General features: G+C 72.8%; 14 protein-coding genes. 10 read left to right on the plus strand and 4 right to left on the minus strand.

Annotation, left to right across the window (positions count from 1 at the left end; translation table 11 throughout):
* The first annotated feature begins 337 nt into the window (after positions 1–337).
* The 6 genes from ACIOD2_RS26680 to ACIOD2_RS26705 all read left to right on the plus strand — a co-directional run bounded on the left by ACIOD2_RS26680 (position 338) and on the right by ACIOD2_RS26705 (position 6324).
* Positions 338–2521 (plus strand): SulP family inorganic anion transporter, encoded by a 2184-nt coding sequence (locus ACIOD2_RS26680; RefSeq protein WP_400543452.1) that lies wholly within the window; start codon positions 338–340, stop codon positions 2519–2521.
* 45 nt (positions 2522–2566) lie between these two features.
* On the plus strand, positions 2567–3292 hold the full coding sequence (gene bioD, locus ACIOD2_RS26685) for a dethiobiotin synthase (protein WP_400543455.1): 726 nt from the start codon (positions 2567–2569) through the stop codon (positions 3290–3292).
* A 79-nt stretch (positions 3293–3371) separates the two neighbouring features.
* Positions 3372–4385 (plus strand): biotin synthase BioB, encoded by a 1014-nt coding sequence (gene bioB, locus ACIOD2_RS26690; RefSeq protein WP_400543458.1) that lies wholly within the window; start codon positions 3372–3374, stop codon positions 4383–4385.
* Complete coding sequence (locus ACIOD2_RS26695) at positions 4372–4575, plus strand: hypothetical protein (RefSeq protein ID WP_400543461.1); 204 nt, start codon at positions 4372–4374, stop codon at positions 4573–4575. Before bioB ends, ACIOD2_RS26695 begins: the two co-directional genes overlap by 14 nt.
* A gap of 58 nt (positions 4576–4633) precedes the next feature.
* A complete protein-coding gene (locus ACIOD2_RS26700) occupies positions 4634–5230 on the plus strand; it encodes a DUF2567 domain-containing protein (protein WP_400543464.1) in 597 nt (198 codons plus the stop codon).
* Between the two features lie 47 nt (positions 5231–5277).
* On the plus strand, positions 5278–6324 hold the full coding sequence (locus ACIOD2_RS26705) for a M48 family metallopeptidase (RefSeq protein WP_400543467.1): 1047 nt from the start codon (positions 5278–5280) through the stop codon (positions 6322–6324).
* Here the strand turns inward: ACIOD2_RS26705 and ACIOD2_RS26710 are convergent.
* Together ACIOD2_RS26710 and ACIOD2_RS26715 are read right to left on the minus strand one after the other, a co-directional pair.
* Positions 6321–7037 (minus strand): LON peptidase substrate-binding domain-containing protein, encoded by a 717-nt coding sequence (locus ACIOD2_RS26710; protein WP_400543470.1) that lies wholly within the window; start codon positions 7035–7037, stop codon positions 6321–6323. The genes ACIOD2_RS26705 and ACIOD2_RS26710 overlap by 4 nt on opposite strands.
* 41 nt (positions 7038–7078) lie before the next feature.
* Complete coding sequence (locus ACIOD2_RS26715) at positions 7079–7711, minus strand: NUDIX domain-containing protein (RefSeq protein WP_323332620.1); 633 nt, start codon at positions 7709–7711, stop codon at positions 7079–7081.
* 111 nt (positions 7712–7822) lie between these two features.
* Between ACIOD2_RS26715 and nadA the strand changes: the two genes are divergently transcribed.
* The 4 genes from nadA (at position 7823) to ACIOD2_RS26735 (ending at position 12620) form a co-directional block, all read left to right on the plus strand.
* A complete protein-coding gene (gene nadA / locus ACIOD2_RS26720) occupies positions 7823–8836 on the plus strand; it encodes a quinolinate synthase NadA (RefSeq protein ID WP_400543473.1) in 1014 nt (337 codons plus the stop codon).
* On the plus strand, positions 8833–10482 hold the full coding sequence (locus tag ACIOD2_RS26725) for an L-aspartate oxidase (protein ID WP_400543476.1): 1650 nt from the start codon (positions 8833–8835) through the stop codon (positions 10480–10482). Before nadA ends, ACIOD2_RS26725 begins: the two co-directional genes overlap by 4 nt.
* Positions 10479–11372 (plus strand): carboxylating nicotinate-nucleotide diphosphorylase, encoded by an 894-nt coding sequence (nadC, locus tag ACIOD2_RS26730; RefSeq protein ID WP_400543479.1) that lies wholly within the window; start codon positions 10479–10481, stop codon positions 11370–11372. The genes ACIOD2_RS26725 and nadC overlap by 4 nt, the downstream gene beginning before the upstream one ends.
* A gap of 117 nt (positions 11373–11489) precedes the next feature.
* Positions 11490–12620: a S8 family serine peptidase gene (locus tag ACIOD2_RS26735; RefSeq protein WP_400546087.1), complete on the plus strand. Its 1131-nt coding sequence runs from the start codon at positions 11490–11492 to the stop codon at positions 12618–12620.
* 184 nt (positions 12621–12804) lie between these two features.
* On the opposite strand, the gene ACIOD2_RS26740 is transcribed toward ACIOD2_RS26735, so the two are convergent.
* A complete protein-coding gene (locus ACIOD2_RS26740) occupies positions 12805–13170 on the minus strand; it encodes a hypothetical protein (RefSeq protein ID WP_400543482.1) in 366 nt (121 codons plus the stop codon).
* A complete protein-coding gene (locus tag ACIOD2_RS26745) occupies positions 13167–14513 on the minus strand; it encodes an alpha/beta hydrolase (protein ID WP_400543485.1) in 1347 nt (448 codons plus the stop codon). The genes ACIOD2_RS26740 and ACIOD2_RS26745 overlap by 4 nt, the downstream gene beginning before the upstream one ends.
* Between the last annotated feature and the right edge of the window lie 15 nt (positions 14514–14528).

Raw genomic sequence — 14528 nt, forward strand, 5'->3', positions numbered from 1 at the left:
CTGGGTGCACCGGAGGCTTCTTGGGTGCGTGAGACGCAACCAACGCCACATTGAGATGGGCTGGATGCCGCGCGGCGGCATCAGCAGGCACTGAACGCCGCGTGGGGTGAGTGGGGCGCATCGGAGGTCCGCCTTGGGGGCGTTGGATGCACCCAGCGCCACCTTGGGGCGCTCGGAACCCTTTGCGGCGCAGGGGTTTACCGGTCGCCCGACAGGCACGCTCGGCGTGAACGTGCGGTTAACCGGGTGCCCGATTTGTGTCGTTCGGGCAAAATCTGGCCAGTTGTTCACTCGATCGGGTGGTGCATAGCGGACATTTCACACGATTTCCGGTTGCATGGTGATCATGAGACCCCTCGCCGTGCTCCGCCACGACCTGCCGGCCTCCCTGGTCGTTTTCCTCGTCGCCGTCCCCCTGTCCCTCGGCATCGCGCTCGCCTCGGGTGCGCCGGTCGCCGCCGGACTGATCGCCGCCGTCGTCGGCGGGGTCGTCGCCGGGGCGCTCGGCGGCTCCGCGCTCCAGGTGAGCGGGCCCGCCGCCGGCCTGACCGTGATCATGGCCGAAACCATCAGCACATTCGGCTGGGCCGTCACGTGCCTGATCACCGTCGCCGCCGGTGCGCTCCAGATCCTGCTCGGGCTGAGCCGCATCGCGCGTGCCGCGCTGGCCATCTCTCCGGCGATCGTGCACGGCATGCTGGCCGGCATCGGCGTCACGATCGTGCTGGGCCAGCTGCACGTCATCCTCGGCGGCAAGGCCCAGAGCTCGGCCATCGAGAACATCGCCGAGCTGCCCGGCCAGATCGTCGCCCACCACGACTCCGCCACGATGATCGGCCTGCTCACCATCGTGATCCTGCTGGTCTGGCCGCGGCTGCCGAAGGCCGTCCGGAAGGTGCCCGGCCCGCTGGCCGCGATCGCGCTGGCCACCGTGGCGTCGGTCGCCCTCGGGATGACGCTGCCGCGGGTCGAACTGCCCGGTGACCTGCTGAACGTCCACCTCGTGCCGCAGCTGCCCGACGGCGGCTGGGGCGCGGTCGCGCTCGCCGTCGTCACCATCGCCCTGATCGCCAGCGTGGAGAGCCTGCTCTCGGCGGTCGCCGTCGACCGCATGCACACCGGCCCGCGTGCCAACCTCGACCGCGAGCTGGTCGGCCAGGGCGCGGCCAACATGGTCTCCGGGGCGCTGGGCGGGCTGCCCGTCACCGGCGTCATCGTCCGCAGCTCCACCAACGTCACGGCCGGCGCGAAGACCCGCGCGTCGGCGATCCTGCACGGCGTCTGGGTGCTGGTGTTCGTCGTGCTGCTCGCCGGGCTGATCCAGAACATCCCGCTGGCCGCGCTGGCCGGGCTGCTGGTGCACGTCGGGGCGAAGCTGGTCGACCCCGGGCACGTGAAGACCGCGCTCAGGCACGGCGATCTGCCCGTCTACCTGCTCACCCTCGCCGGGGTGGTGGTGTTCGACCTGCTCACCGGCGTGCTCGCCGGGATCGGGCTGGCGCTCGTGCTGATGCTGCGGCGCACGGTCTGGTCGGGCATCCACGTCGAACGCGACGGTGACCGCCACCGCGTCGTCGTCGAAGGCGTCCTGACGTTCCTGTCGGTGCCGCGGCTGTCCAAGGTCCTCGGCGCCGTCCCGGCCGGGATGCCGGTGCGGCTGGAGCTGGTCGTCGACTACCTGGACCACGCCGCCTTCGAAAGCCTCACCACCTGGCAGCAGGCGCACGAGCGCGCCGGCGGCACGGTGGACGTCGACGAGGTCGGCCACCCGTGGTTCGGCGAGGGCAAGGCCGGCCGCCCGACACGGTCGCGGTTCGCCGCGAGCCGGGCGGTGCCGCGCTGGCTGGCGCCGTGGTCGGACTGGCAGGCGGTGGAAAGCGTCGACATCCCGGCCCAGCAGACCCGCCGCGGCGCCACCGAGTTCCACCGCCGGGCCGCGCCGCTGCTGCGGGACACGCTGTCCGGGCTCGCCGACGGCCAGCGGCCGCGGACGCTGTTCATCACCTGCGGTGACTCCCGGATCGTGCCGAACCTGATCACCACCAGCGGACCGGGTGACCTGTTCACCATCCGCAACATCGGCAACCTGGTCCCGCCGGGGCAGGCCGACCCGTCGATGAACGCGTCGATCGAGTACGCGGTGGGGGTGCTCGGCGTCGAGGAGATCGTCGTCTGCGGCCACTCCGGCTGCGGGGCGATGGCCGCGCTCGCCGACGGCCCGCCGCCGGGGCCGCTGTCGGTCTGGCTCCGGCACGCGGAACCGAGCGCCCACCGCCTCGGCGCCGCCACGCTCGACGGCGCGGTCCCGGAGCGCGAAGGTGACCGGCTCGCCCTGCACAACGTGCTGCAGCAGCTCGAGCACCTGCGGGAGTACCCGTCGGTGGCGGCCGCCGAAGCGGCCGGGAAACTGCAGCTGACCGGGATGTACTTCGACGTCGGGGCCGCTCGGGTGCACCTGCTCGACGGCGACGCGCGCTCGTTCCGGCCGGCCGGGGCCGCGGTGGTGGTGCCCGAGACCTGACGCCCGCGTGGTCGCCGTCCGCGGGGGTCACTAAGTTGATGGTTCGTGACGATGCTGGTGATGACGGGGACCGGGACCGGGGTCGGCAAGACGATCTCCACGGCGGCGATCGCGGCGCTGGCCGCGGCCGGCGGGCAGCGGGTGGCCGTGCTGAAACCGGCCCAGACCGGGGTCGGCCCGGACGAGCCCGGCGACCTCGCCGACGTCGTCCGCCTGGCCGGGCCCGAGGTGACCACCCGCGAGCTGCGCCGCTACCCCGACCCGCTGTCGCCGGAGGCCGCCGCCCGCCGCAGCGGCCTGCCGACGCTCGACCCCGGCGAGATCGCGCGGGCGGCGTCCGACCTGGACACCGGCCACGACCTCACCCTGATCGAGGGGGCCGGCGGGCTGCTCGTGCGGTTCGACGGCACCGGCTCGAGCCTGGCCGACGTCGCCTGGTCGCTCGGCTCGCTCGTGATCGTCGTGGCCGAGGCCGGGCTGGGCACGCTCAACGCGACCGCGCTGACGGCCGAGGTCGCCACGAGGCGCGGGCTCACGGTGGCCGGGGTGATCATCGGCTCCTGGCCGGCCGAGCCGGACCTCGCGGCGCTGTCCAACCTCGAAGACCTGCCGGTGGCGGCCGGCGCGCCGCTGTTAGGTGTGCTGCCCGCTGGACTCGGCACCGCGTCCCCCGAAGACTTCCTGGAGGCGGCGCGGGCCGGGCTCTCGCCGTGGTTCGGCGGCGAGTTCGACCCCGAGCTGTTCACCGGACGGGCGTCCGCCCAGAAGTGACCTGCGTCGCTGTCGCCTCGACTGCGCTTCGTGCACGATGAGAGACGCTTTCCGCACCACCACGACCAAGGAGACGCCCGTGACCGCAGTCCCGGACACCGATGTCCTCGCCTACGCGCGCGAGCAGGTCCTCGAAAACGGCGTCGGCCTGGACGAAGCCGGGATCCTCGAGCTGCTGCGGCTGCCCGACGACCGGCTCTCCGACCTGCTGGCCCTGGCCCACGACGTGCGGATGCGCTGGTGCGGGCCCGAGGTCGAGGTCGAGGGCATCATCAGCCTGAAGACCGGCGGCTGCCCCGAGGACTGCCACTTCTGCTCCCAGTCGGGTCGCTTCCCGACGCCGGTGCGCTCGGCCTGGCTCGACATCCCGAACCTGGTCAAGGCCGCCCGGGAGACCGCGGCGACCGGCGCGACGGAGTTCTGCATCGTCGCCGCCGTCCGCGGCCCGGACAAGCGGCTGCTCTCCCAGGTCCGCGAGGGCGTGCAGGCCATCCGCGAGGACGGCAACGACATCCAGATCGCCTGCTCGCTGGGCATGCTCACCCAAGAGCAGGTCGACGAGCTCGTCGAGATGGGCGTGCACCGCTACAACCACAACCTGGAGACGGCGCGCTCGCACTTCGCGGAGGTCGTCACCACGCACACGTGGGAGGAGCGCTGGGAGACCCTGCGGATGGTGCGCGAGGCGGGCATGGAGGTCTGCTGCGGCGGCATCATCGGCATGGGGGAGACGGTCGAGCAGCGCGCCGAGTTCGCGGCGCAGCTGGCCGAGCTGGGCCCGGACGAGTGCACGATGAACTTCCTCATCCCGCAGCAGGGGACGCCGTACGAGCACTACGAGATCGTCGAAGGCAAGGACGCGCTGCGCACGGTCGCGGCGTTCCGGCTGGCGATGCCGAAGGCGCTGATGCGGTTCTCCGGCGGCCGCGAGCTGACGTTCGGCGACCTGGGCACCCGGCAGGGCATGCTCGGCGGGATCAACGCGATCATCGTCGGCAACTACCTGACCAGCCTCGGCCGGTCGCCGGGCGAGGACCTGGCGATGCTGGACGAGCTCAAGATGCCCATCAAGGCCGTCAGTGACAGCCTCTGAGCTCGCCTTCTGCGTCCACTGTGGACAGGAGTGGCCGGGTGGTGCGGACCACCCGGCCTGCCGGATCCCGGGCCAGGACCTGCAGCCGCCCCGGTTCTGCGGGCACTGCGCCCGGCGCCTGGTGGTCCAGGTGACCCCGCTGGGCTGGACGGCCCGCTGCAGCCGCCACGGCGACACGGCCAGCGGCTGACGCTCCTCGCACACCGACCGGTTACGCTCGGTCGCACGTGTTGCAGGAGGGAGACCGGGTGACTGAGTCGTCGGGCCCCGCGCACCGGCCGTCGGCCGTGCCGGGACCGTGGTCCGTGCCGGTGCTGTTGCGCCCGCGCCAGCCGCGGGTCGTCGTCAAGGCCGACCTGCTGCCCGCGCTGAGCGTGTTCTTCACGCTGACCGTCTTCGGTGTCCCGATCGGCTTCCTCTGGTCGCGGATCGCGCCGCCCGAGCGGGTCCGGGTCGTCGCCTCCGACGGCACCACCGGCGCCCTCGAGCTCGAGAGCTGGCACCGCTTCGACGACCTCGCGATCTTCGGCTTCCTGACGCTGGGCCTGGGCATCGTCGTCGGGCTCGTCGTGTGGCTGCTGCGCGAGCGCCGTGGGCCGGTCGTCTTCCTCGGCGCCGTGCTCGGGGTGACCGCCGCCGCGGCGATGGGGATGTGGCTGGGCCCGACACTGGCCGACGGCCACTACGCCATCACGAGCGCGCCCGCACTCGGCTCGGTGGTCGAGTTGGCACCGCGCCTGGAGACGTGGTGGGTGCTGATCACCGGCCCGTTCGGCGTGGCGGTCACCTACAGCCTGCTGACCACCTGGAACGGCCGGGACGACCTCGGCCGCCGCCTCGGCTGAGCATTCAATAGGCTGGGCCCCCTCGAAAACCACAGGGGGTTCCAGCAGTGACCGAGGACATCGAGGTTTCGCGGCACAACGCCGTCCGTTTTCCCGGCATCAGCCCGCGTGCCTACGAGCACCCGGTGGACCGCGGCGCGCTCGCCACGCTGCGCGCGGTGCCGGGGTTCGCTCAGGTCGTGAAGGCCGTTTCGGGGTTCTACAACGAACGCGGTGAGCGGCTGATGGCGCTCGCGTCGTCGATCCGCGTCGGGCCGAAGCAGTACCCGGAGCTCGAGCGGCTGCGCCACGAGTGCGCCGAGACGCTCGACCTGCCCGCGGTGCCGAACGTGTTCGTCTACCAGGACCCGCGGGTCCAGGCCGCGGCCGTCGGCATGGACGAGCCGTTCATCCGGCTCAGCACCGGGCTCGTCGAGCTGATGAGCCACGACGCGCAGCGGTTCGTGCTCGGGCACGAGATGGGCCACGTGCTCTCCGGGCACACGGTGTACCGCACGATCATGGTGCGCCTGATCGGCCTGCAGATGTCGCTGTCGTGGACGCCGGTCAGCGCGCTCGGCATCCGGGCGGTCATCGCGGCGCTGCGCGAGTGGTACCGCAAGGCCGAGCTGTCCTGCGACCGCGCGGGCCTGCTCTGCAGCCAGGACCCGACGGCCGCGCTGCGCGCCCAGATCCAGGTCGCCGGCGGCATCGACCCGGCCCGCATCGACATCCCGTCGTTCCTGCAGCAGGCGACCGAGTACGAGTCGGTCGACGACATCCGCGACAGCTTCCTGAAGCTGCGTTACGTCGAGACGGAGTCGCATCCGTTCGCCGTGGTCCGCGCGGCCCAGCTGCAGAAGTGGGCGGCGTCGGCGGAGTACCGCGGGATCCTCGCGGGCGACTACCCGCGCCGTGACGACGACACCCCGGCGTCCGACTGGAAAGACGACCTGAAGTCGGCCGCGAAGTCGTACAAGGACTCGTGGAGCACCTCGGCCGACCCGCTGACCAAGGTGTTCAGCGACGTCGGCGAGGCGGTCTCCGGCGCGGCGGGCAAGGTCTGGAACAAGTTCGGCAACGGCTCGTCCGAGAGCTCCGCCGACCCGCATTAGTTCAGGCTGGCCGGGCGGCTCAGGTCGGTGAGCTCGCCCGGCGGCAGGGGCACCGCGCCGAGCGTGTTCAGGAAGCCGGTTTCGCGGGTCAGCAGGCGGCAGGCGATGCGCAGGCGGCGCAGCGGGTGGCGTTCCTCCAGCAGCCGCTGGCGGTCTTCGAGCGGCAGCAGGCAGTCCGCGGCCAGCAGGTAGGCCAGGTCGGCGATCTCGGCGTCGGCGTCCGGCTCGGTCCAGTCGTCGCTGCGCCACGCCGTTTCGCAGTAGCGTTGGTGGGCCGTCCGGGCGACCGCCGCGAGGCGCTCGGCCATGCCGCCGCTCGGGGCCACCGGCTCGTCGTCGACCCATTCGACCGAGCCGATCAGGTACGGCGCGGAGACGCAGTCGAGCTCACGCAGGCGGAACCGGCGCTGGGCGAGCGTGACGACGTCGAACCGGCCGTCCGGCAGGCGTTTCGCCTCGCGCAGCACCGTGCTGCAGCCGATGTCGTACAGCTGGTCCAGACCACGGACCTCGCGGGTCAGCGACGAGCGCAGGGCGACCACGCCGAACTCGCGCCCCGGCACCGTCCCGCTCACCAGGTCCGCCGTCAGCTGCCGGTACCGCGGTTCGAAGATGTGCAGCGGGAGCCGGGTGCCGGGCAGCAGCACGGTCTGGAGCGGGAACAACGGCAGGATCGTCGTCGTCGCGTCACTTTCCGATTCCGGCTCGGTCACGCGTCCCACGGTAAGGGGAGAACGGTCCTCCCGCAGGATGGTCACCGGTTCGGCGGCTTGAACACGGCGAACGGATCGGTGATCTGCATGCCCTTGCCGGCGAAGGAGAACAGTGCGGCGGGACGTCCGCCCGCGCGTCCCGGTGGCGCCGTGTGGCCCGTGGGGACCAGCAGGCCACGCCGCGAGAGCACGCGCTGCAGGTTCGTCGCGGACACCTTGTAGCCCAGCGCGGCCGAGTACAGCCCGCGCAGCGCCGACACCGTGAACTCCTCGGGCGCCAGTGCGAACCCGAGGTTCGTGTAACAGAGCTTCGAGCGCAGCCGGTCGCGGGCTCGCAGCACGATCGACTCGTGGTCGAACGCCGTTCGCGGCAGCTTCGCGACGTCGTGCCACTCGGTGTCCTCGGGCACCTCCGGGTCGACGTCGGAGGGGACCAGGCCGAGGAAGGCGGTCGCCACCACCCGCGGGCCGGGGACGCGGCGCGGGTCGCTGAACACCGCGAGCTGCTCGACGTGTTTCAGCTGGCGGACGTCCACTTTCTCCTTCAGCTGGCGCCGGATCGACGTCTCGACGTCCTCGTCGGGCCGCAGCCGCCCGCCCGGCAGGGACCAGCGGCCGAGGTGCGGGTCGAGCGCGCGGCGCCACAGCAGGACCCGGAGTGTGTCCGAGCGCACTTGAAGGACCGCTCCCAAAACCTCGTGGGCCAAGGGGGTCTGGGTGTTAAGATGACTTCGCACGGTTTTCGATTATAAGGCGAAAACCGGAGACAGGTCCAGGAGGGCCAGATGACCACCACGTTGGTTCCGGAAGGTCTCACGCCGTTCGGCGGCGTCGAGGCGAACGCGGCCTGGGCGGAGGAGGTGCGGCGCCTGGCGAAGCAGCGCGACGCGGTCCTGCTCGCGCACAACTACCAGGTCCCGGAGATCCAGGACATCGCCGACCACACCGGCGACTCGCTCGCGCTCAGCCGCATCGCGGCCAGCAGCGACGCGTCCACCATCGTCTTCTGCGGTGTGCACTTCATGGCCGAGACCGCGAAGATCCTGGCCCCGGAGAAGACCGTCCTGATCCCCGACGCGCGGGCCGGCTGCTCGCTCGCCGACTCGATCACCGGCGCCGAGCTGCGGGCCTGGAAGGCCGAGCACCCGGGCGCCGTCGTCGTCTCCTACGTCAACACCACGGCCGAGGTGAAGGCCGAAACCGACATCTGCTGCACGTCCTCGAACGCGGTCGACGTCGTCGCCTCAATCCCCGCTGACCAGGAGGTTCTCTTCCTGCCGGACCAGTTCCTCGGGGCGCACGTCAAGCGCGTCACCGGCCGGGACAACATCCACATCTGGGCGGGGGAGTGCCACGTCCACGCCGGGATCAACGGCGCGGAGCTGGCCGAGCGCGCGGCTTCGAACCCGGACGCGGACCTGTTCATCCACCCGGAGTGCGGGTGCGCGACGTCGGCGCTCTACCTGGCCGGCGAGGGCGCGGTGGCGCCGGAGCGGGTCAAGATCCTCTCGACCGGCGACATGGTCCACGAGGCCCGCGACACCAAGGCCAAGACCGTGCTGGTGGCCACCGAGATCGGCATGATCCACCAGCTGCGCAAGGCCGCGCCGGGCATCGACTTCCGCGCGGTGAACGACCGGGCGTCCTGCCGGTACATGAAGATGATCACGCCGGCCGCCCTGCTGCGGTGCCTGCGTGACGGTCTCGACGAGGTCCACGTCGACCCCGAAACGGCGTCTCGCGCCCGCGCTTCGGTGCAGCGGATGATCGAGATCGGGCAGCCCGGCGGCGCCGAATGAGCACGCCGGTTAATGACCCACAGGCGAAAACCCCGGTCTGGGAAGCTCGCGCCGACCTGGTCGTGATCGGCAGCGGCGTCGCCGGCCTGACCGCGGCGCTGCGGGCGCAGGCGCTCGGGCTGCACGTCCTGGTGGTCACCAAGGCGGCGGTCGCGGACGGCAACACGCGCTGGGCCCAGGGCGGGGTCGCCGTGGTCCTGGAAAACGAGCACGACCTCGACGACTCGGTGGAAAAGCACGCGGAGGACACCCTCACCGCGGGCGCCGGGCTGGTCGACGAGGCGGCCGCCCGGTCGATCCTCGACGGCGGCCCGGCCGCGATCGCCCGGCTCCGGGCGGACGGGGCGAAGTTCGACGCCGCCGCGTCCGGCGACGGCCTGCTGGCCCGGACCCGCGAGGGCGGGCACAGCGCGTTCCGCGTGATCCACGCGGGCGGCGACGCGACCGGCGCCGAGGTCGAGCGCGCCCTGGTCGCGCAGGCAGGGCAGGCGCGGGTGCCGGTGCTGGAGCACCACATCGCCGTCGACGCCCTGCGCACGCCCGGCGGCCGGGTCGCCGGGGTCACCGTGCTCGACCGCAACGGTGTGCCCGGGGTCGTCCGGGCGCCGGCCGTGCTGCTGGCCAGCGGCGGGGTCGGGCAGCTCTACCAGGCGACGTCGAACCCGGAGATCGCCACCGGTGACGGCCTCGCGCTCGCGCTGCGGGCCGGGGCGACCGTCGCGGACGTCGAGTTCGTCCAGTTCCACCCGACGGTCCTCTACACGCCGGGTGCGCGCGGGCGCTGCCCGCTGGTCACCGAGGCGGTGCGCGGTGAGGGGGCGACCCTGGTCGACGGCGCCGGCCAGTCCGTGATGCGCGGGGTGCACCCGCTCGGCGACCTCGCCCCGCGTGACGTCGTCTCGGCGGCGATCACCCGGCGCATGATGACGGCGCCGGGCGGGGTCGACGACCACGTGTTCCTCGACGCCACCGGGATCGCCGGGTTCGCCCAGCGGTTCCCGACCGTGTTCGCCGCGTGCGCGGTGCTGGGGCTCGACCCGGCCCGTGACCCGATCCCGGTGACGCCCGCGGCGCACTTCTCGTGCGGTGGCGTGGTGACCACTGTGGACGGACGCTCGTCGGTGCCCGGTCTGTACGCCGCCGGTGAGGTGGCGCGGACCGGTCTGCACGGGGCGAACCGCTTGGCGTCCAACAGTTTGCTCGAAGGCCTGGTCGTCGGGCAGCGGGTCGCGGAGGCCGTCGCGGCGGACCTCGCGGCCGGGCTGCTGGCCGACCCGTCGCGCGGGCGGCTGCCGTCGTGGACGACCGCGCCGACGGCCGAGCGGGACGCCCTGCAGCGCGTGATGAGCCGGTACGCGGCGATCGGCCGCGACGCCGACGGCCTGGCGGCCGCCGGTTCCGTGCTCGACCTGTCGACCCAGGACAGTCCCTTGTGGACGCACGCGGCCGTCGAGGACGCGGCGCTGACCGTGGTCGCGCAGGCGCTGCTCACCGCGGCCGACCGGCGCACCGAGTCGCGCGGCTGCCACGTGCGCACCGACTTCCCCGCGCCGTCGGAGACCTGGCGGCGCAGCCAGCACATCCGGCTCAGCCTCTCCGGCCAGCCGGTGCTGGCCGACCCGATCCCCCTGGAGGGCGTGGCATGACGTTCCCGATCTCCGAACCGGTCCGCCGCCTGATCGCGGCTTCGGGCCTCGACGTCGACGACGTGACGCGGGTCGTCACGACGGCGCTGGGCGAGGACCTGCGCTACGGGCCCGACGCGACGACCGCGTCGACGGTGCCCGCCGACGCGATCGCCGTCGCGGAGCTGACTCCGCGGGTCGACGGTGTGGTCGCCGGCTTGCCGGTCGCGCTGGCCGTGTTCGACATGGTGCTGGGTGACGGTTACGAGGTGCTGGCCGGGCGCGAGGACGGTGACCGGCTGGTCGCGGGGGAGCCCGCGCTGGTGCTGCGCGGGCCGGTCCGCGGGCTGCTCACGGCCGAGCGCACGGCGCTGAACCTGCTGTGCCACCTCTCCGGCGTCGCCACCGCGACGGCCGCGTGGGTGTCCGAAGTGGACGGTACCGGCGCCGCGATCCGGGACTCCCGCAAGACGTTGCCGGGGCTGCGGCTGCTGCAGAAGTACGCCGTCCGGTGCGGCGGCGGGGTCAACCACCGCATGGGGCTGGGCGACGCGGTGCTGATCAAGGACAACCACGTCGTCGCCGCCGGTTCGGTCACGGCCGCGCTGGAGGCGGCCCGGGCGCACGCGCCGGAGCTGCCGTGCGAGGTGGAGGTCGACTCGCTTGCGCAGCTGGAAGAAGCTCTCGCGGCGGCCGCCGACGAGGTGCTGCTGGACAACTTCACGCCGGAGGAGTGCGCCCAGGCGGTCGCGCGCCGCGACGACGTCTCCCCGAAGACGCGGCTGGAATCCTCTGGTGGGCTCACCCTCGACCGTGGTAGGGCCTACGCCGAGTCCGGTGTGGACTATCTGTCGGTGGGCGGTCTGACCCACTCTTCCCCCGCGTTGGATCTCGGCATGGACCTTCGCTGAACGGTGTTTCCCCGTTAGACTGCCGGTGGCGGAAGTTCCTTTCCGCCACCGGCTTCCGGTCGTGCGTTGGGGAGGGTTGGGGTGCGGTTTCCGGCGGTGCTCGCGGTGGCGGGCCTGATGCTGACCGGTTCGCCCACTCTCGCTTTCGCGGCCCCTGAGGCGCAGTGCGCGAACCCGTCCGGCACCTACACCGGCGGCGTCCCGTGGGGGCAGCGGCTGGTCGACCCGGCGCGGCTCTGGCCGCTGACGCGGGGTGAGGGGCAGCTGGTCGCCGTCATCGGCACCGGCGTCGACGGGCAGAACTCCCAGTTCGCGCCCGGCCAGCTCGAGGGTGGCGGCGGCACCGAGGCGACCGACTGCGACGGCCGCGGCACGATCGCGGCCGGCATCGTCGGCGCCCAGCCCGATCCGTCGACGACCTTCGCCGGTGTCGCGCCCGGCGCGCACCTGCTGCCGATCCGCTACACGCAGGCGAACGGCTCGTCCAACGACGGCGGCGACCCGGGCGCGCTGGCCGGCGCGATCGACACGGCGGTCGACCGGCACGCGGGCGTCATCCTCGTGGCCGTCCCCGCGGCGTTCGACAGCCCGGCGTTGTCCGGCGCGGTTTCGCGGGCACGTTCTCAAGGCGCGGTGGTCGTTTCGGCGGCGACGGCGACCCAGCAGGGCGCGCGCACGTACCCGACGGCGACGTCCGGGGCGCTGGGCGTCGGCTCGGTGAACCAGGCGGGCGAGCCGGTGCAGACCGAGGCGGGCGACTACGTCGGCGTCGCGGCGCCGGGCGCGGAGCTGGTCAGCACGTCGGCCGGGGCGGGCGGCGCGGTCGCGCACCGCTGGCCGGTCACGGACCCGGGGCTGGCGGCGGCGTACGTCGCGGGCGTCGCGGCGCTGGTCCGCGCGTACCACCCGAACCTGACCGGCGACCAGGTCGTCACCCGGCTCACGCTGACGGCCCACCGCCCGCCGTCCGGAGCCCACGACCCGCGGCTGGGCTGGGGAGTCCTGGACGCCTACGCCGCGGTCTCCTCCACGTTGCCGGCCGACGTCTCCCCGCCGGGCTCGGCCGTCGCCCCGGCCCCGCTGCCCGCGGTGATCCCGGCCGCGGCCCCCGCGCGTCCGACGTCCGACGTCGCGGCCGGCACGATCGCCCTGGCCGGCGTGGCCCTCGCGGCCGCGGCGGGGATCACGGTGGCCGCGGTCCGACGGGCCCGCGCTCGGGGCTGGCGCCCCTCCCGCTTCACCCCGTAACCCGTGTCGACCCTCCAATCACGAGTGTCGACCCCTCAATCACGCGAGTCGGCTTTCCCATCACGGACGCCCTGAACCGGGAGGGCGAACTCGCGTGCCTGGAGGGTCGGCTCGTGTGATCAGGAAGCCGACACGGGTGATTAGAGGGTCGACACTCGTGATTGGGGGGTCGACACGAAGTGGGTCAGGCCGGGACGGGGCGGGTGGAGCCGATGATCGCCACTGCGTGGCTGGCTCGGGCTACGTGGACGGTGAAGTCGGCGCCTTCGCGGCTGAAGCGGGCGATCAGCTCGCGGGCCGTGCTGCGGTCGTGGGCTTGCCAGCCGCGTTGTTCCAGGGTCGGCAGGATCTCTTCGGTGAGGCGGCGTTCCGGCTCGCCGGTCTGTTCCAGGCGGACGCCGTACTGCCAGCACCGCAGGTGGCCGGGGTTGGTCGGGTCGACGTCCAGCTCGCCGTCGACCGTGGGGTCCGCCGGTGAGCCGAAGACGGCCGCGACGCTGTCGATCACGTCCGTCAGCTCGCCGGCCAGGCGAGTCAGCTCGGTGGTCATCGCAGCACACCTCCGTCGTTGAGGAACTCGACGCCGTTCTCGAGGATGCCATGCGGGTCGAAGGTGCCGTCGGCCGTGGTCGGGCCGCCGGTGATGACGCGGTACATGTTCGTCCACGACTCCGAGCCCGGCTTGAGCACGTCGCTGTGCGACGAGAGGCCCCACAGCTCGTTGCCGGACGCGTCGCGGCCGGTCTCCAGGTCGGTGACGCCGGGGAAGGTGTCCGGGTCGGCGCCGTGGCCGATGCCGGTCCACTCCAGGCCCCACGCGTTGCCCTGGGCGATCTCGATCGGGTCGAGCGGCGCGGTCATCGAGAACCGCTGCACGCCCGCCTGGCTCGCCGGGAGGTCCGACGGCGACCACACGCCGTGGCCCATGCCCGCCGACTCGACGTGCAGCACGCGGTCGACGTCGAGGCCCTGCGTCTCGGCCAGCCCGACGGTCGCGCCGCCGTAGCTGTGGCCGATCGCGGTCAGCGTGACGTCGTCGCCCGCGTGGCTCGAGATCTCGCCGCGCAGGTCGTCGGTGAAGTGCTTGAGGTCCGGCGCCATCGTCTGCGCGTAGCTCGCGGACGGTCCCTGCACCACCGGGTTCTGCGGGAAGACGCCGTCGGCCCAGACGACCATCGCGGTGCGCCCGGTCGGGTCGGCGGCCACCAGGCTGCGCCCGAGGCCGGCGTAGGCGTCGAAGTTCGACATCTGCGTGTTGACGCCGGGCACGAACAGCCCGACGTTGCGCGTCCCCGGCTCGATGTGCCCGACCAGCTCGGCGATCCGGCCGTTGCCCGACGGATCGAACTTCAGGATCTGCCGGTTGTTCGCGAGGATGTCCTCGTAGAGCTTGATCCGCGCCTGCGACCGCGCGATCTCGTCCTTGTCGGTGAGCTGCGCGAGCCGCGAGCGCTCGGCGGTCAGCGCGTCGGAGACCTTGGTGCGGTTGGCCGCGATCGCCTGGCCCCACGCGCCGGTGTCGGCCGCGCCGCCGATGCCCGCCGGGTTTCCCGCCTTGGGCAAGGGATCCTCGGGCATCAGCGCCCGGTACATCGCGGCGACCTGCGCGTCGGCCCGCCGGTACCCGGCCGCCGACTCGGTCAGTCCACTTTGGAGCTTCTTGACGCGCGCGACGTGGTCGCTGAGCTTCGAACCCAGCTCCGTCATCGTCTTCTCGAACGTCTTGGCCGCGGCCGCGGACGCGTCGACCTTCCCGAAGGCCGCGGCCGGCACCTTCTCCCCGGCGACCGCGGACTGCGCCTTGGCCAGGGCGTCCGCCCGCGTGCCGTACTCTCCCGCCGCCGTGTCGAGGCGAGCGGGGGCGACCCGGTAACCCGTGGCTGATCCCGTCACCGGGTCGCCTCCGTT

The sequence above is a fragment of the Amycolatopsis sp. NPDC088138 genome, assembly GCF_044741685.1.
Lineage (GTDB): Bacteria > Actinomycetota > Actinomycetes > Mycobacteriales > Pseudonocardiaceae > Amycolatopsis.